23 protein-coding genes and 2 tRNA genes are annotated in these 17463 nt (G+C 32.1%); 12 read left to right on the forward strand and 13 right to left on the reverse strand.

What is annotated here, in order from left to right:
* Positions 1–59: 59 nt before the first annotated feature.
* Positions 60–338: a cell division protein SepF gene (sepF, locus tag C6990_RS01110; protein ID WP_182127901.1), complete on the forward strand. Its 279-nt coding sequence runs from the start codon at positions 60–62 to the stop codon at positions 336–338.
* On the opposite strand, the gene C6990_RS01115 is transcribed toward sepF, so the two are convergent.
* Together C6990_RS01115 and psmB are read right to left on the reverse strand one after the other, a co-directional pair.
* Complete coding sequence (locus C6990_RS01115) at positions 330–2270, reverse strand: beta-CASP ribonuclease aCPSF1 (RefSeq protein ID WP_179371633.1); 1941 nt, start codon at positions 2268–2270, stop codon at positions 330–332. The two genes, sepF and C6990_RS01115, sit on opposite strands and share 9 nt — an antisense overlap.
* Positions 2271–2277: 7 nt before the next feature.
* The gene (psmB, locus tag C6990_RS01120; RefSeq protein ID WP_182127902.1) at positions 2278–2910 is read right to left on the reverse strand and encodes an archaeal proteasome endopeptidase complex subunit beta; all 633 of its coding nucleotides are present in this window, start codon (positions 2908–2910) and stop codon (positions 2278–2280) included.
* 76 nt (positions 2911–2986) lie between these two features.
* Between psmB and C6990_RS01125 the strand changes: the two genes are divergently transcribed.
* Positions 2987–4051 carry a sn-glycerol-1-phosphate dehydrogenase gene (locus tag C6990_RS01125; RefSeq protein WP_182127903.1) on the forward strand — a complete coding sequence of 355 codons (1065 nt, stop codon included), beginning with the start codon at positions 2987–2989 and terminating at the stop codon, positions 4049–4051.
* Here the strand turns inward: C6990_RS01125 and C6990_RS01130 are convergent.
* The 3 genes from C6990_RS01130 to C6990_RS01140 are packed head-to-tail and all read right to left on the reverse strand — an operon-like array spanning position 4048 to position 6567.
* Positions 4048–4845, reverse strand: coding sequence for a peptidylprolyl isomerase (locus C6990_RS01130; RefSeq protein WP_255465077.1), 798 nt, complete (start codon positions 4843–4845; stop codon positions 4048–4050). The genes C6990_RS01125 and C6990_RS01130 overlap by 4 nt on opposite strands.
* 41 nt (positions 4846–4886) lie before the next feature.
* Entirely contained in the window at positions 4887–6032 is a 1146-nt protein-coding gene (locus tag C6990_RS01135) for a pyridoxal-phosphate-dependent aminotransferase family protein (RefSeq protein ID WP_182127904.1), read from the reverse strand.
* Between the two features lie 40 nt (positions 6033–6072).
* Positions 6073–6567, reverse strand: coding sequence for a nicotinamide-nucleotide adenylyltransferase (locus tag C6990_RS01140; protein WP_182127905.1), 495 nt, complete (start codon positions 6565–6567; stop codon positions 6073–6075).
* A 63-nt stretch (positions 6568–6630) separates the two neighbouring features.
* Here C6990_RS01140 and rtcA point away from each other — a divergent pair, with 63 nt between their 5' ends.
* Positions 6631–7656: an RNA 3'-terminal phosphate cyclase gene (gene rtcA / locus C6990_RS01145; RefSeq protein WP_182127906.1), complete on the forward strand. Its 1026-nt coding sequence runs from the start codon at positions 6631–6633 to the stop codon at positions 7654–7656.
* Here the strand turns inward: rtcA and C6990_RS01150 are convergent.
* A complete protein-coding gene (locus C6990_RS01150) occupies positions 7636–8133 on the reverse strand; it encodes a CopD family protein (protein ID WP_182127907.1) in 498 nt (165 codons plus the stop codon). The genes rtcA and C6990_RS01150 overlap by 21 nt on opposite strands.
* An 81-nt stretch (positions 8134–8214) precedes the next feature.
* On the opposite strand from C6990_RS01150, the gene C6990_RS01155 reads away from it, so the two are divergent.
* Complete coding sequence (locus tag C6990_RS01155) at positions 8215–8709, forward strand: hypothetical protein (protein ID WP_255465079.1); 495 nt, start codon at positions 8215–8217, stop codon at positions 8707–8709.
* 3 nt (positions 8710–8712) lie between these two features.
* On the opposite strand, the gene C6990_RS01160 is transcribed toward C6990_RS01155, so the two are convergent.
* A tRNA-Val gene (locus C6990_RS01160) sits at positions 8713–8786 on the reverse strand.
* Between the two features lie 67 nt (positions 8787–8853).
* Here C6990_RS01160 and bluB point away from each other — a divergent pair.
* The 3 genes from bluB (at position 8854) to C6990_RS01175 (ending at position 10263) form a co-directional block, all read left to right on the forward strand.
* Positions 8854–9564, forward strand: a complete 711-nt coding sequence (gene bluB / locus C6990_RS01165) for a 5,6-dimethylbenzimidazole synthase (RefSeq protein WP_182127908.1) — start codon at positions 8854–8856, stop codon at positions 9562–9564.
* A 24-nt stretch (positions 9565–9588) separates the two neighbouring features.
* Positions 9589–9681, forward strand: a tRNA-Arg gene (locus C6990_RS01170).
* Between the two features lie 51 nt (positions 9682–9732).
* Positions 9733–10263 carry an NADPH-dependent FMN reductase gene (locus C6990_RS01175; protein ID WP_182127909.1) on the forward strand — a complete coding sequence of 177 codons (531 nt, stop codon included), beginning with the start codon at positions 9733–9735 and terminating at the stop codon, positions 10261–10263.
* Between the two features lie 513 nt (positions 10264–10776).
* On the opposite strand, the gene C6990_RS01180 is transcribed toward C6990_RS01175, so the two are convergent.
* Positions 10777–11244 carry a hypothetical protein gene (locus tag C6990_RS01180; RefSeq protein WP_182127910.1) on the reverse strand — a complete coding sequence of 156 codons (468 nt, stop codon included), beginning with the start codon at positions 11242–11244 and terminating at the stop codon, positions 10777–10779.
* A gap of 85 nt (positions 11245–11329) precedes the next feature.
* The gene (locus tag C6990_RS01185; protein WP_048114657.1) at positions 11330–11560 is read right to left on the reverse strand and encodes a hypothetical protein; all 231 of its coding nucleotides are present in this window, start codon (positions 11558–11560) and stop codon (positions 11330–11332) included.
* A 246-nt stretch (positions 11561–11806) separates the two neighbouring features.
* Between C6990_RS01185 and C6990_RS01190 the strand changes: the two genes are divergently transcribed.
* Positions 11807–12283: a peptidylprolyl isomerase gene (locus tag C6990_RS01190; RefSeq protein ID WP_182127911.1), complete on the forward strand. Its 477-nt coding sequence runs from the start codon at positions 11807–11809 to the stop codon at positions 12281–12283.
* Positions 12284–13180, forward strand: a complete 897-nt coding sequence (locus C6990_RS01195; protein WP_182127912.1) for a hypothetical protein — start codon at positions 12284–12286, stop codon at positions 13178–13180.
* Here C6990_RS01195 and C6990_RS01200 read toward each other — a convergent pair.
* Both C6990_RS01200 and C6990_RS01205 read right to left on the reverse strand, forming a co-directional pair.
* Positions 13167–13322, reverse strand: a complete 156-nt coding sequence (locus C6990_RS01200; RefSeq protein ID WP_182126214.1) for a hypothetical protein — start codon at positions 13320–13322, stop codon at positions 13167–13169. The genes C6990_RS01195 and C6990_RS01200 overlap by 14 nt on opposite strands.
* Before the next feature lie 228 nt (positions 13323–13550).
* Positions 13551–14036, reverse strand: coding sequence for a hypothetical protein (locus tag C6990_RS01205; protein ID WP_182127913.1), 486 nt, complete (start codon positions 14034–14036; stop codon positions 13551–13553).
* Positions 14037–14167: 131 nt separating this feature from the next.
* Between C6990_RS01205 and C6990_RS01210 the strand changes: the two genes are divergently transcribed.
* From C6990_RS01210 to C6990_RS01220, 3 genes are read left to right on the forward strand one after another with little or no spacing between them, the layout of a single operon-like run.
* A complete protein-coding gene (locus tag C6990_RS01210; RefSeq protein ID WP_182127914.1) occupies positions 14168–14617 on the forward strand; it encodes a hypothetical protein in 450 nt (149 codons plus the stop codon).
* Positions 14618–14628: 11 nt separating this feature from the next.
* Positions 14629–15522, forward strand: a complete 894-nt coding sequence (locus tag C6990_RS01215) for a PfkB family carbohydrate kinase (RefSeq protein ID WP_182127915.1) — start codon at positions 14629–14631, stop codon at positions 15520–15522.
* A gap of 51 nt (positions 15523–15573) precedes the next feature.
* Entirely contained in the window at positions 15574–15909 is a 336-nt protein-coding gene (locus tag C6990_RS01220; RefSeq protein WP_182127916.1) for a dUTPase, read from the forward strand.
* Here C6990_RS01220 and C6990_RS01225 read toward each other — a convergent pair.
* Both C6990_RS01225 and C6990_RS01230 read right to left on the reverse strand, forming a co-directional pair.
* Positions 15906–16382, reverse strand: coding sequence for a tetrahydromethanopterin S-methyltransferase subunit A (locus C6990_RS01225; protein WP_182127917.1), 477 nt, complete (start codon positions 16380–16382; stop codon positions 15906–15908). The two genes, C6990_RS01220 and C6990_RS01225, sit on opposite strands and share 4 nt — an antisense overlap.
* Positions 16379–17461, reverse strand: coding sequence for a DegT/DnrJ/EryC1/StrS family aminotransferase (locus C6990_RS01230; RefSeq protein ID WP_182127918.1), 1083 nt, complete (start codon positions 17459–17461; stop codon positions 16379–16381). The genes C6990_RS01225 and C6990_RS01230 overlap by 4 nt, the downstream gene beginning before the upstream one ends.
* Positions 17462–17463 lie beyond the last annotated feature (2 nt).

Below are 17463 nucleotides of genomic sequence, written 5' to 3' on the forward strand. Positions count from 1 at the left end.
AAAAAATTAGTCGTAACTAAAGAAGAGTTTTTGAAGGAGTAGATCAGATTTTCAATAGGATGCAAAAACAAGAAAGTCCAACATATCTCAAGGCTATAACGATTAGAGATATCAGCGATGTTCATTCCATAAAAGAAGATATCAAAAAGGAGATGATTTTGATTTTAAGAGTCACTCCCTTAGCTCAGAAGGATGTGGACCAATTAAGAAAAGTTGTTGAAGAGCTGTATTCTATTGCAAAAGCTGCTAATGCAGATATTGCAAGATTAGGTGAAGAGAGAATTATTGTTGCTCCATCTAACATAAAAATTTGGAAACCAGAGTACGATCTAAAATAATTTTATTGCTTCTTGAATTTGAGGATAATGAGCTGGTACTCTATACATTCGTCTAATGTTCATTGCAAGATTTTCTGATTTTTTACGTTCACCGTGATTAACAAGTACTCGTCTAAGTTTTGGTCTCAATCTTTGTACAAATGACATTAATTGGTTATAATCACTGTGACCACTGAATCCATCTAGTTTTTCAACACCACAATTGATTGTGACAACTTCTACTTTACCTTCTTTTCCTAACATGGTTGCTTGTTTAGAACCATCAAGAACTCTTCTTCCTAAAGTTCCATTAACTTGATATGAAACAAATAAGACTTTACTTTTTTTATCAGGTGCAATATTTTTGAAATATTCTAAAACAGGCCCTCCTTCCAACATTCCAGATGTTGCCAAAATAATACATGGTGAGTTTTCTCTCATTGGTTCTTCTCTAGCATCACCATGTTCAATGTTAGTGAAATATTCTGAATCAAATGGATTATCATCAGTCTCTAAGATTTTTTGTTTTAGTTCTCTTGCAAGATATTCAGGATATGATTCATGTATCGCAGATGCTTCAGAAATCATTCCTTCTGTAAATACTGGCGCTTCAATCATTTCTCCTGATTTCATATAGTGATCAATCACCATCATGATTTCTTGTGCACGTCCAACTGCTGGAATTGGAATCAAAACTTTACCTCCATCTGCTAAAGTATTGTTTACTGCATTAATGAAAGCAGATTCTACCTCTTGTCTTGTTGGTTGAATGTCTTCTTTAAGACCGTATGTACTTTCTATCAATAGTGTTTCTACTCTAGGGAAATTCCAGCTTGCAGCTTCAAACAAAATACTTTTTCCAAATTTAATATCTCCAGAATAAACAAAGTTATGATCTCCATTTCCAATATGAAAATGACATAACGCAGAACCAAGAATGTGACCTGCATTTGCAAGAACCAGTTTAATGTCAGGAGAAATATCAGTTACAGTTCCATAGGGTAATGTGATAGTCTGTCTCATGATTTGTTTTACATCTCTTTCAGAATAAATTGGGGTTCTGCCTTGAGCAGCAGCCACTTTGATTGCGTCTAATTGAATCAGATTCATCATAGGTAAAGTTGGTTCAGTACAATAGATTGGGCCTTTGTAACCATATTTGCACAAAGCAGGTAAAAATCCTGTATGATCCAAGTGTGCATGTCCAATGACTATTGCATCAAGTTCATCTAGAGTGATATTTAGAGAATCTAATCTAGGATAGGCATCCATTGGGGAGCGTGCACCTGGATTAATTCCACAGTCAATTAAGATCTTGCTTTCAGGAGTAGATAGTAATAGTGAGGATCTTCCAACTTGGCCAAAGCCACCAAGGGTATAAAGAGAAACTTCAGTTCTTTGAGATAATCGAGGTCGAAAAATTTCATCACCTACTTGTTTGAGTTGTTTGCTTCTCTCAGCAGATGATTGTTTGAGGGTTGCATTGATAGTTTGAATGGTTCTTGAGGGAATAGTTGTAGCTTTTCTAATACGTAATTTCCAGCCCATTTTTTCTGTTACTTCAGCATGATTGAATTCTTTTGCATTTCTTTGTAACAACCAAGGCCTTTTTGCTTCAACTGATACTTCACCTGTAGCAGTATCAAATATTGTTCCTTGTAGTTTTGCTTCTTCTGGAACACATTCTGCAATAATTCTTCTAGCTTCATCTTCAGGTTTTCTAATTGATTCATCAGTTCTTACAACTATTCTTTTTTTGATAATATTCACAAGATTTGAAATTGTTTCATTATTTTCCATAAGATATCTAGGAGAGTTTGTATAAAGTGCAATTCTTGGACCTTCGTATTCTATTTTTGTAACACTTGCCTCTTTTGGAATACTTTGCAGTATGGTTGCCATTATATTCTGGCTACTAGGAGGTAATTCTTTTTGTTGTTGTTTTCTTTGCATTAAATCACTAAAGTTCGATAACTGCTTTCTTTTGTTCATCTGTCAAAAGACGGAATCCATCTTTATCCATTATTGCGATGTTAATTCCATCGCCTGTTCCAATGTTTCTAACAATTGCAGCTTTTACAGCTCTGAGAGCTATTTTTTTTGCTTCCTCGACTGTAAGATCTTCCCTATATTCTTCTTCAAGTAAACCATAGGCAACTGGTGATCCACTACCAGTAGTAACATATGATTTTTCTTCAACCGAACCAAACATGTCAATATTAAATAAAGCAGGACCATTTGCATCATAACCACCAACCAGAATATCAGCCATGAATGGATAACCTCGGTTTTGATGGAATATCAATGAGCAAAGTCTTGAAAGTGAATGAATAGAAATTGGTCCTTGTTTTTCGACTCTATGAAGATTGGAATGATAACGTAAAATATCAACAATATTTTGTGCGTCTGCAACACCACCAGCCAGTGTCAATCCTGCGTGTAAATCAATTTTCTGGATTTTCATAGTGTTGTTATTTGCGATAAAATAGCCTGCACTGGCTCTCATATCTGCACATAATACAACACCATCTTTAGCCTTGATACCTACAGTGGTAGTCCCGTGCAGAATTTTTTCTTCAACATTATTTGACAAAAATACACCTTTTAAGATAAAGTGAATGGCATCTCACCCTTTTAAATAACTTTTTGATCACTTGAAATCATAAATAATGACAAAAAATCAAGATCGCATGCAATCACATACCATGGAATTACCTAGACAGATTGTAGTAGGGGAAAAAAATATCTCCGAATTTGGTGATTTTCTCCACAATCTTACGAAACCGAAGAAAGTATCTCTAATTTCAGGAATTCATGTAAAAAAAATTCTCAAAGAAAAAATTGAGAAATCATTGAAATCAAAAAAAATTCAGTTCGTTTGGCATTTATCAAAAGATAATATGATTACGAGTCTAAATAAAATTGAAAAAGACGTCAAAAAAGATCATAGTGATATTGTAGCAGGGATTGGAGGAGGTCGTTCTGTTGATACTGCAAAAATGGTTTCTTTTAATTTGGATATACCGTTTGTGAGTGTGCCAACGGCAGCATCACATGATGGAATGGCAAGTCCGTTTGTTTCAGTTAAAACAGACAAGCCACATTCAATTATAGCAAGTGCCCCCTTGGGAGTTTTTGTAGATATTGATATTATAAAAAAAGCCCCTACCAGATTACTTTCAAGTGGATGTGGAGATTTAATTGCAAATATTATTGCTGTAAAAGATTGGCAATTAGGTCATGAAAAAACTGGAGAGTATTATGGTAGATATTCAGCAGATCTGGCTCTAATGAGTGCAAATATTGTAATGGAGAATTCAAGTAAATATGCCAAAAAAGGACTTGATGCAAGAGTGATTGTAGAGGCTCTAATTAGTGCAGGGGTTGCATCATGTATAGCAGGAAGTAGCAGACCATGTTCTGGAGCAGAACATCTTTTTTCTCATGCATTAGACAAGATTGCACCAGGAAAAGGATTGCATGGTGAAAAATGTGGATTAGGATCTATTTTGATTTCAAAACTTCAAGGTCAAGATTGGAAAAAAATTGTAAAGACTCTCAAAGACCTTGGTGCCCCAACAACTGCAAAACAGATTGGCTTAACAGAAGATCAAATTATTGATGCACTTGTAATTGCACAAGACTTGAGACCTGAAAGATATACTATTCTAAAAGAGATAGAAATGACAGAAAGAAAGGCAATGAATCTTGCGAAAAGTACTAAAGTGATTTAAGCGGTTTTTTGTTCGGGTGTTTTTTCAATGGTTTTTTCAGTGGTTTTTTCAGTGGTTTTTTCAGTGGTTTTTTCAGTGGTTTTTTCTACTTTCTTTTCCTGAGTTTGTTTGTTAACATGTGTTTCAACGAAATTCACTTTTTCTAATGTTGGAACAAATTTGAAAATATCTAATTGAATAAAGTGTTTCATTATTTGTAAACCATCAGCACGTAAAATTTCTTCAGGAATTGTGATGCTAGTTTCTTTATCTTTTAATTCAAATGAAATTTTTGTATCCTCAACAGGCAATCTATTTTTTAGAATTCCATCAATTTTGTCATTTGGAGAATCAAGTGATTTAATTACATTGACATCAAATAAGATAGTTTTTCCAGCATACCGATGGTTGTAATCTATTTGGACTCTACCAGAACCAATAAAGCGGATTATTCCTCTTTTATTATCAACTTCAATTGTGTCACCTACTGAAACTTTCTCTGCATCCTCACCTAGTTTTCTAAGTGGAATCATTCTAACTTTACCAGAGTCTCTTTCACCGAAACCTTTGTCTGGTGTTACTTCAACTGTGAGTTTATCTCCAACAGAAGTTTTTGCAAGTGCTTCATCCAATCCTTTTAAAACTGGATAAGAAACTTCACCAATTGAAACTAGTTTTGGTTGATACTTTACGTTTTGTTCATGGATAGAATGTTTTTTTGCATCCTCCTCGATAGTGGTATCAAAAATCTCTTCAGTATCTTTTACTTTAGCAGTATAATCGACTAGAATTAATGAACCTTTATCGAAAGTCAATGGGATCGTTCTCGAATTTCCTTATATTAAGTTAACAGGATTTAGAGAGCTTTTAGTTTTTCTTCTGCAGTTTTGAGTCCTGCTTTAGCATCAACATCATATCCCATCATAGCTAAGGTGGATGAAATTGCAGAAATGGTTCTCATTACATGATACGGACTTACTTCTCCCATACATCCAACTCTGAATACTTTACCTTTAAGATTACCAAATCCACCAGCAACTAAAACCTTGAATTTATCAGCAAGTGTATTTCTGAAAGTTTTGTCTTCTAGTCCATCCAAATAATTCAATGCAACAATTGAGATTGAACGATCTTCTTCTTTTGCAAATGGAGAAAGACCCATTGCACTTAGACCAGAGTATAATGCATCTGAACAAACTTTATGACGTTTAAAGACATTTTGTAATCCTTCTTCTAACATTATTGATAATGCTTCCCTGTATGCATAAAGCAGTGGAAGTGCTGGTGTGAAAGGTGTATGTTTTTCCTCATCATAATATTTGAAATATCTGGCTAAATTGAAATACATTGTAGGTGGTGGATTTTCCATCATGTATTTTTTGGCTTTAGCGCTAACAGAAATTGGTGAAATACCGGGTGGAGCAGCAATTGCTTTTTGTGCGCCAGTCATACATACATCAATATTCCATTTATCAACTGGTAGTTGAGCACCTCCAAGTAATGAAACAGAATCTACAACATAGAATGCATCATTTCTGGATGTCAAGTCAGATACTTTATCAAGATAATTGACCATGGTTCCTGTAGAAGTTTCATTGTGGACAACATAGAATGCTTTAACATCTTTATTGTTATCAAATGCTTCCTTTACTTGATCAAAAGTTGCATTTTCTCCTGGTGGAGTTTGAAGTTTAACAACATTAGCTCCTTGTCCTTCAATTAGCTGGGATAATCTATTACTAAATTCTCCATTGACAGGTATGATGATTTTATCACCTTTTTTAACTAAATTTACAACGCCAGCTTCTACTGCACCGGTTCCAGATGCGGATAAAGCTACGATATCATTTTGTGTTTCAAACACTTGTTGAGTTTTGTCTACTACATCAGTGTAGAGTTCAACAAAATCATCACTTCTGTGATTAATAATTGGTGCAAGCATAGCCCTCATCACTCGATTAGGTACATTTGTTGGACCAGGAAGCATTGAAAGATATTCCATGTGTAATCTACAATCAATATCATATGGGGTTTATTTATAATTAGAGATTTTTCAAACGCTCATTAGCACTAGTGTTAATCAAAAAATTTTTTGAACCTTCAGGAACAAGATGTTCCCATTTTTGATCGCTAGCAATTAGATCTCGTATATTGGTTCCAGATAATTCATCCCTCTTCAAAAATGGAATAGAAATAACTTGAACAGTTCTTTTTGAATACAGATGTTTTGTTAATTCATCATTTGAGAAAACTATATCGAATTTTGGTACAATAGAATCGATTTTTTCTATCCATTTTATATGATTGTCCAAATCAGGAATAAAATAAATTTCAATTCTATTTTTCATAGAGTCATCAATTGATGATAAAATCATTTCTTTACGTTCTTCAGCAGAAAATGGATTATTTTTTTCTGGAGACTTGTTTGAGCTACCTAAACCTAACCATAATTTATCAACTTTAGATAGTGCAAACTGCAAAGCTTCAAGATGACCCAAGTGAAAGGGCTGAAATCTCCCTATTAACAATCCATTCATACAAAAATGTAGAAAATACCAGTGTAAAAAAAGTATCATAAAGAGTATTGAATGTAAAAATTTGTGGATTTTTTAAAAATTAATGGTGGTCATGGAGAAGGAGGAGGTCAAATCATTCGTTCAGCAATTGCACTTGCATGTATTACAAAACAATCAATTCATTTAGAAAACATAAGAAAAAATAGAAAAGTTTCTGGATTAAGACCACAACATCTAACATCTATTAGAATTCTTCAAAAAATTTCAAATGCAAAAGTGATTGGTGCGGGGATTGGTTCTACAGAATTAAAATTTATTCCAGGAGACATTGATAGTTTAGAATTAAGTGAAGATGTTGGAACTGCTGGAAGTATATCTTTAATTTTACAAGTTTTAATTCCAGTAGTTGCAATTGCTCAAAAAAAACTAAGTTTAACAATTAAGGGTGGAACGGATGTTCTCTGGAGTCCTTGCATTGATTATACACAGTATGTTCTAAAAGAAGCATTTTCTAGAATGGGAATAAAATTTTCTCTAGAATTAATTAAACGTGGTTACTATCCAAAGGGAGGTGGAGAAATAAAATTACAGGTTTTTCCTTCGAAACTAAAATTAACATCATTTGCAAAAAGGAAAACAAATAATGTAAAAATAATTTGTACATTTTCAAAAATTGCAATTGAAATAATTGAAAGAGAAATTCAGCAAATGAAAAATAAATTTACCAATGAAGGTTTTAAAGTTGAAGTAGAAATTACCAATCAAGAAGCTATGGATTCTGGAGCATCTCTATTAATTTACAGCATTGATGAGAACTCTATAATCGGAGTTGATTGTTTATTTGATAAAAAAACGCAAAGGTTTGATTTGAATTTTGAGAAATTTATTAAAAAAACACAAGGAATAGATACGAATTTAGCTGATATGCTTGTAGTTCCTGCAAGTTTATGCCCTGGAAGAACAACATTTTTGGTAAAAGAAATCACAAAACATCTAGAAACAAATTTGTTTGTAACATCAAAAATTACAGGATGTAAATATGGAATTGGAAAATTAGACAATGGCTTTGAAGTGATAATTGAGGGAGTTTCAAACTCCAGCATCAAGTAAAGATGCAAAAAATAAAATTGCAATTGACAAAACGACGGTAATTTCTCCAAGAATAATGATCTTTTTTCTTAATTTTTGAATTTGGGGTTCTGACATTTGGTTTGACATAATTTTTTCTTCAACATCTTTACGAATTACCCTTACATGTATTGCATATGTAACAACTAACCCAACAACAAGAATAATTTTGATTATTAGGAATGTCCCATAGCTTGTAGCTACAAGTAGCTCAGGTTTACCAAGCAACATATGTGAACTGTATAATCCCGTAGCCATCAAAATTATTAATGATGGAACAGCAACTTTGTTGAATCTTCTTCCAACACGAATCATAATTTGCATTCTTTCTTCTATTGAATTTGTCATTGTTTTGAGAAGTGGAGAGAAAACAATTCCAATGAAAAGTGAACCTCCTACCCATATTGCAGCTGAAACAAGATGAATCCATGTTAGAATTGCTTGTTCTAGTGCTGTCATAGATAATGATATCTTTGATTAAATATTATGTATTTGGATCTTGACAACGTTTTTTAGTTGTACATAGTCTGTTACGTTGGAATGGCACTTCAAAGCAAGATGACAGTTTATGCAGCAGTAGCTGGTGTTTTCGCATTAATGGGAGGAATTGTTTTCTATGCTAGTCTTGATAATGATGAACTCAATCAAGTTGAGATAGAATTAACCAATGTTGAATTAATTGATGTAAATGAAATAAATAATCAAGCAAAGTTCAGTGTTACTTTTCTAATAAAAAACCCCAGTGATAAGACATTCACAGTTTCAGTTATAGAATACAATCTTTATGGAGATGGAACTTTACTGGGTTCAGGGTTATATTCAACAGCAGATATTTCTTTACCTGGAAGAGCTTTGTTTAGTTCAGGTGCTGAAATTCCTTTGAAAAACATATTTCTTCTAAGTAAAGGAGATATTAATTCAGAAATATATCAAGCAATGATAGATAATAAAATCACAAGTTTTAGTGCCGATGGAACTATCATTACTCAATCTTCGTGGAGTGAAGCAGAAAATGAATTTCAGACTGGTTATTAAAAGTGGGCCGAGTGAGATTCGAACTCACGATCACCGCCGTGTCGAGGCGGTATCCTAACCAGCTAGACTACCGGCCCATTGAAGTACAAAACTAAAGATTGACATTATTAACGTTTAACAAAAGAAGAATGAAGGAGAAATACATTGACAGATGATTTTACTGAAGAGGAAAAACTAGGCTTCTATAAGGCAATTTATTCAAGAAGAGATGTTAGATCTCACTTTACCTCTAAACCCATTGAAGATGAGATTTTATCAAAAATTCTTCATGCTGCGCATCATGCACCATCTGTTGGATTTTCACAGCCATGGAATTTTATTTTAATTAAAAATAATCAAACAAAAAAGAAGATAAAAGAATCTTTTCAGGAAGAAAAAAAACGCTCGTCACAATTAATTGATGAACCAAAAAGATCAAAGTATCTTTCATTCAAGTTAGAAGGAATTTCAGAAGCTCCAGTAAATGTATGTGTAACATATGATCCTACAAAATTTGGTCCATTTGTGATAGGCAGATCAAGTATTCCTGAAGCAGGTCTATACAGTGTTTGCTGTGCAATTCAAAATTTATGGTTATCAGCAAGAACAGAAGGTGTTGGTCTTGGATGGGTAAGTATTTTATCAAATGAAGTATTAAAAGAAGTTCTAGAATTGCCTGAGCATGTTATTCCTGTTGCTTACTTGTGTTTAGGATATGTTGATGAATTTGCTGAAAAACCAGATCTTGAAGCTGCTGGATGGCTACCAAGACTTGAATTGAAAGATGTAGTTTATTTTGAAAAATGGAATGAAAAAGAAAACAAAGACTGGATGAGTATTAAGAAAATGATAAATGAAAATCTCGATTACGCTTAAATAATTAAGAGTATTTTTTTTGCTGGGCTTGTGGCGCAGAGTCATTTTGACGCGCAACATGGATAGCGCAGTAGCCTCCTAAGTTACAGGTCGAGGGATCGAAGCCCTCCAAGCCCGTTAATTTTAAAATTTTTTGAAACTTAAATACAAAAACAAATTGCTTGATACATGAAAGTTATAGTTATTTCAGGTAGCCCAAGAAAAAATGCCAATACGCAAATTATTATGAAATATGTTTACGAGTATGCAAAATCAAAAAATCAAGATACAAAATTGATTAATCTATCAGAAGGCCAAATAGAATGCTATAAGGGACCAGATGAACAGTATAATGAGCCCACAAAGACTGCAGCAAATGACATTATGGATGCAGATGTGTGGTTGATTGGTTCACCAATCTACAATTCATTTTTTAGTTCATCATTAAAAAATCTGTTTGAGTACATTAATTATAAAAAAACTGCCGGAAAGGTTGCTGGAATAACAATTTTGGCTTCTGGAAATATTGGTTTTGTTAACGTACAGAATTTAATCACTCAATTATTATCATATTTTAGAGTAATAGCAAATCCAAAGGCAGTATTTTTAACCACAGAATCGATTAATGAAAACGCTGTATCAGATGAAGATGCACAAAATAGATTAAAAGAAATGGTAGATGAAACTTTAGAGATTGCCTCTAAATTACATCTAGATTAATTTTTTCACATAGTAATTTTTTTAGTAAAAAAATAATGTTGAATTACTATATGAACATAATATTTTAAATTTTTTTGAGAATAGATTTATGAAAACAGTCTAAATTGTAAATTAAATATTAATGTGATTTGAATTATGGGAAATTAATAATACTTGTATTGATCTCTTTAGAAAAAAATGAGAAATTAATTCTAACAAGGAATTTTTTAAATCTAAATTAATTTTATTATTAGTCATATGTGCATTCTACCAATAATTATTTAGAAATTTTAAGGAATAATTTTACTATGATAAAATTTGTGATAGTAGATTTTTGTGATCTAATTTAGTGAATTTACTCAAAATTGGAAGAATCAAATACTAACATTACTTTTCATAATTAGTGAGTGTAAAAAAAGATCCAACTGAATTATGTTCTTGCAAATGTCATTTTGGAGGTGCAGTTAGTTGTCCTGGTTGTAAGGAAAATCACGGTATAGAATGCTCACATTGCAAAAAGTAGACTAAAATGAATTATTTTCTTTTAGAGGCTAACATTTTCAGGTTAGCTAATTCTGTTTTTAATGATTCAATTTGAACAAGTGTTTGTAAATTTGAAATTTCTTGATTTAATCTTTCAATTTCACCATCTTTGAGTTTAACAGACTCCTTGAGAGTGTTAAGTTCTGCAGATAATTCTGATTGAACTTGTTTGATTTCTGAAAGACCAATTTGATTACCACTAGTTGAAGTTTGAATGGTTTGTGTGCTACTCAAGCTTTTTTTTTCTGTTTGAGCATGAGATGAGCCATGACTGTGCATGTAATCAGTACTTTTTTGAGATATCCAGCATGTAAAAGTCATGAACCATGTTATTGGAACTGCCATAAGAAAGACAAAATCTAGAACTGGTGATAAATCCCAAAAAGCCCAAAGTCCTGTAAGTACTGCTGCAAAAATTCCTGTGGAAACAGTGGCCAAATGGTTTCCCAAATATCCCATAATAATTTAAAAAATTCATTATTTATAACAGTAATGATGAATACCAGAAAATAATATAAGAATTAAAAAGAAAAAGGAGCCGAATTTATTCGTCTTCTTCAGTGGTACTAGATACTTTGGGCATATCTGATTGTAAGATTTGGATTTTTTGCAATAATTCAGTTCTAAGATCTCTTGCAACTCTTCTTACAGTTGGTCTTGGAACACCAAGCTCATCAACTACTTTGGTGTAGATATCCTGTTTGTCCGTTACCCCTTTGTCAAGATAAGAATTAATTGCTTCTTTAATTATCGTGCTTTGGTTTGTACGATTCAACAGATTCTAAACTTTAATTGTTCTATATAAGACTATAACTTTATGAAATCTAAAAATCATCATATAAAAAATTTGAATTTTATTTTTTACAAATAATTATTTTTTTCAAAGTCCTCAACCAAATTAATTCATCAACGAAAAACGTACAGATAGATATGAAATTTTCAACATAGTTAAAATATTAATTATGATTTTTAAAATAAATTTCACAAAAGACTCTTATGATAAGACGATAAAAGAGTCCTATTGAGCAATGTGAATATAGAAACTAATTTTGGTAATATTGCATTTAAACTTCTACCTGAATTAGCTCCTGAAACAGTTAGAAATTTTGAAAAATTGGCTAAAGATGGATTCTATGATGGTACTCTATTCCATAGAGTCATTCCTGGATTTATGATTCAAGGAGGAGATCCAAATACAAAAACAGACAACAAAGGTTCCTGGGGAATGGGAGGACCTGGATACAATATCAAGGCCGAATTTAATTCAAGATCCCATTTAAGAGGCATAGTTTCTATGGCTAGATCACAGGATCCAGATAGTGCAGGTTCACAATTTTTCATAGTTACTTCAGACAGTGCATTTTTAGATAAACAATATACTGTGTTTGGCGAAGTAACTGAAGGTATGGATGTTGCAGATAAAATTGTTAATCTTCAAAGAGATGGCAATGATTGTCCTTTAGAAAAAGCACAAATGCTTCATGTAACAGTGGAATAAATGAATAGTAAGATTTGTGGATTTTTAGTAATTTTTCTAATAATATCAGTTATTCCCACAGTTGATGCACAGATTTCATTTGGTGAAAAGGCTTCACAAAAATCAGTTGAAATAGTCATAAATTCAGTTGGAGATGTTCATGTCAAACATGTGGTTAGTCCAGCAAATTTGCCAAAGCAAATTGAGTTAATTTATGGAACTGTTTCAAATATCACAGTTACAGATGAAGAAGGAGAAGAAAAACAATTCTCAGTTATTGGAGATAATACAGGAGTACTAATTTTTCCTTCTCAAAACAGATCCATTGTAGAATATGATCTAGAGCATGCAATTACTGAAAAAGACAATGTATGGACTTGGAGTTTCAGATATCTTGAGACCACTTCTTTTATTTTACCTGAAGAAGCAGATTTGATCTTTGCAAATGAAAGGCCAGTGTATTTGGATGAAAAGAAAGGAATTACATGTCATGGTTGTCAAATGGTTTTGGAGTATTCTCTTGATGAACCAAAAATTTATCAAAACATAAAATGGGAAGATAAAGAATTTCTAGTTGAAATTAGAAGTTATTCAAAAATAAATGATTTTACATTTGATCAACCAACAAAAAGTATTACATTTGATGTCTCTGAAAAAAATAGATTTGTTACAACAATAATTCCATTAGAATTGTTATGGGGACCATATGCTGTATTTCTTGATGATGAGAAAATTTATTTTCATGAATATATCAATAATGGAACTCATGTATGGCTTAACATAAGACCTGAAACAACTGGAGAAGTTACTATTATTGGGACTACTGCAGTTCCTGAATTTTCAATATTAGCACCATTGGCAATTGGGTTTTTAGTTATTGTAATTGCTCCTTTAATTAGAAAAGTTAATCTCCACTAGAACCACACGAGCAAAAACCATATTCATCAATCCTAACATCACAGACAGGGCATTTTTCACCATAATCTACCTCCCATGGCTCTTTTCCAAAAAGCTTGAAATGATCATCAATCTCTATAGGAATTTCTCGTTTCTTTTCCAATGATTTGTATATGTATTCCATCTATACATGAATATCGGATACAAATCATGAAAATTGAATGTGGTTGTCATTGTATAAAGTGTAAGAGTACAGATCTTGAATCTAATCAGATAGGTGAAGTGGAAAAGGATGGGTATTTTGACATGCATCATACATGTAATGAATGCAATACACATTTTGATCATTTAGATGGCGAAACTTTTTCTAATTGTGAGAAATGTAATTTTTCTAGTTAGCAACTAATGCTTCTTCATTAAAATAGCGAGTCCTATTTTGATATGAATTTTTCATTATTTCTTTATTTGATGCCATCTTGGCTAAAGCAGTTGATACATCTAATGGACTTGCAGACCAGCCATATTCTCTAAGTTGTTGAACTGTTTCAGTTACTGTTCTTGGGGAATCAAAAAATCTGCTTGTTTCTAGAATTCTTAATTTTGATTTAATTTCATTTGAGGTGATAGATATTGGTTCATCAAATTCTGGCTCGTTTGCTTCAGCATTATCTAAATATTCTAAACCGTATTGAGCCACTTGCTCAGTTTCAGATGGGTTTGGGGCAGATTCTGTTTCGTATACAATTTTTGCTTGATTTTCTGGTAAATGATTTGAAATATTATCAATTATTTCACCTAATGTCTGATTATCAACATAGAAATCTCTAGAATCAACTTCAATTTCATTCTCACCTAGCTTTACTTTAATTCTAGCCATCATAAAATAATCATTTAATTTTGATTTATTCTGTTAGCTCTAAGGAGCTTAGAGATTAGATCAAAACTTTTACACAATTTATCGGTATTTTTTCCCTTTTGAGTTAAAATGTAATTTTTCTGAAATTAGTCATGAAATCATCAAAAAAAGGTGGTCTTTTAGTTCTCTTTGTCTTAGCCATGAGTATTTTTGGGTATTCACAGTATGCTTCTGCATCACAAATTGGAGTCAGTGTTGCACAAAGTGAGTTATTAGATGAAAATGAAAGTAGTTCAAACTATAATATCGAATTAAAATTTGAGAATCCATCATTATTATTAATGACTGCAGGTGAGACAGAATTTTTTGTGATTTCAAATAATGAAATGATTGGAAAAGGAAAGTTAGAACCTTTTACGTTACACCCATTAGACAGTAGTTTTGTAAAAGGAACTTTTCATACAGATTCCAATAATGAAGAATCCGAATCAGTAAAAATTACAGGTATAACAAAATATGATTTGATAATTACTTCTATTGATGTACCATTTGTTTATTATCCAACAGAAGAGCAGGCAAGAGAATTTATACATCAAAATTAATTTCGTTGTAAATGCTTACTGTTTTTGGTTCTACAGCACTTGATACAATTAGAACACCAAAAAAAACATTAAAAAATGTTTTAGGAGGAGCAGCAACTTTTGCTGCAATATCAGCAAGCAATTTTGTAAACACAGGATTAATTGCTGTAGTTGGCAAAGATTTTCCTAAAGATCACCATAAGATACTATCAAAGCATTTGGATTTACAGGGATTAACAATCAAAAATGGTAAAACATTTCGCTATGATGGCAAATATGACGATACATTAAGCACTAGATCAACTTTGAAAACAGAATTAAATGTATTAGCTGATTTTAAACCAAGTGTACCCGATGATTACAGAAAATCTCAATTTGTGTATCTAGCAAATAATGATCCTGAACAAAATACGTCATTAATCAAAGAATTTGATAATGTTAAATTTTCTATGTGTGATACGATAGATTTTTGGATCTCTACAAAAAGAGATGCAGTGATTAAAATGATTAAAGCTGTTGATGCAGTTGTCATTAATGATGAAGAGGCCAAACTTCTTACAAAAGAATTCAATTTGATAAAATGTGCTAAAAAAATGATGAAATGGGGAGCAAAATACGTGATTATTAAAAAAGGAGAGCATGGTTCGCTAATGTTTTATGATGATGTGATATTTCCTACAGCAGGTTTTTCCTTAGAGGATGTAGTAGATCCTACAGGTGCAGGAGACTCTTTTGCAGGTGCAATGATAGGATATCTTGCAAGTAAAAAATCTACTAGTATTTCTGAAATAAAAAAAGCAGTAGTGTACGGAAATGTATTAGGATCTTTTGCAGTTGAAAAATACGGATTAGATGGATTACTTGGGATCAAAAATGGAGATATTTCAAAGCGAATTAAAATTTATGAAAAAATGATCCGCTTCTAAAAAGACTTAAGTTCAATTATTTCTCAAAATAACTCATCCTTGACACAAGAAATGTCTGAAGATAGACTAGATACAATATTCAAACTTCAAAAAGGTCTATCTGAAATGATGAATTTAGATAGATATCCAAAAGATTCTGAAGGCAGGGTCTCTGCATTGTGTACTGCAATAATGCATGAAGCTGTAGAACTTCAAAGAACTACAAATTGGAAATGGTGGAAAACACCAACAAAATTTAATGAATCTGAAGCAAGAGAGGAATTAATTGATATTTGGCATTTTGTTGTTCAAGCATCACTAGAGCTTGATCTTACACCTGATGATATTGTAGATGAATACAAAAAGAAAAATGAAATCAATAGAGAAAGACAACGAAATGGCTATTAAGTGAATTTGATTTTAGATACAATTCTTTCATAATCAGTTTCGCCAATTAAATTTACAAGATTCACATTATTTTGAAAATATTTTATTTTTAATCTAGAAACTGTAAGATAAGGATCCGGACTAGATGAATTAATTATTCTATTATTTTTATCAATTCCATTTTTGTGTAATTCAAATAACGAGTGACCAGATTTATGTCCCCAAACTTCTTTTCCACAAACAACAATGGTGTTAATTTTTTGATGATTGTTTACATATTCAATGATAGAATCAATTCCTTTATTTTCAGTTAAGAGTCTCCCCACTATAGAAATATCTTTTAAAATCTCAGAATTGGAGAATTTTTTGAGCAAATTCATGCTTGAAAGGGTGCAAATAGCTATGGATGAATTTGGATTTCCTTTAAAATACTCCACAGGTATAGGTAAAACTACCTTACAGAGTTCTCCAATGGCCTCTGCTATGATATTCATAGTATTTCATGTAGGGTTTTTGCAATAAATTCAATATTTGCTTTAGTGACACCTGGATGAATTGGTAATGAAATTACATGAGATGCTGCCCAATCAGTAATTGGAAGCTTTGTTTTTAATTTGTAATATGGTGTTTTGTGAACTGGGATTGGATAGTAAGATGCAGCGCCAACCCCATTTTCATTTAGTTTTTTCAAAACTTTATCACGGTTTTGAGTTGCAATTGTATAGAGATACCAATTCACATTTTCATTTTTTCGTTGTTTTGGAAGAATAACATTTAGATCAGATATTAGGTTTGATAGTAGTTGTGCATTTTTCTGTCTAGATTTTAAAAAGTTCGAAAGTTTTTTCATTTGAACAGTTGCAATTGCAGCATTTATTTCTGGTAATCGTAAGTTAAGTCCAAAAATCTTAGTATCATATCCATGAACCATTCCATGATTCCTAATCATCAGTAATTTATCTCGAAGTTTTTTATTATTAGTAACAATAAAACCACCTTCACCAGCAGTCATTACTTTTGCAGGATACATACTATAACAACCCATATCAAAGAAAGTTCCTGTATGTTTACCTTTGTAAGTTGAACCTAAAGATTGTGCTGAATCTTCAATAATTGGAATATTATGTTTTTTTGAAATTTCAGAAAGCCTTTCTACATTTGCCACATTACCATAAAGATGAACAGGTATGATAGCACGAGTTTTTTTATTAATTTTCTTTTCTAAATCATCAGGATCAATTGTATAATTTTCTTTTAGAATATCAACAAAAATTGGTTTAGCTCCAGTTGAGACAACAGCATTTGCAGTTGCAACAAAAGTAAACGACGGAACTAAAACTTCATCTCCTTTTTTAATTTCTAATGCGTGTAGTGCGGCTTGTAGTGCAGCAGTACCTGAATTAACAGCAATAACGTATTTGGATTTTACAAAAGAGGCAGCAGTTTTTTCAAAATCTTGAACATGTTTTCCACCTTGACTAGCAGATGATGTTAAAGCGCCATTTTTGAGAATATTAGTGACTGCAGATATCTCTTCTTTACCTACAATTGGGATGTTAATTGCAATCTTCAACA

Source organism: Nitrosopumilus sp. b3 (assembly GCF_014078525.1).
Lineage (GTDB): Archaea > Thermoproteota > Nitrososphaeria > Nitrososphaerales > Nitrosopumilaceae > Nitrosopumilus.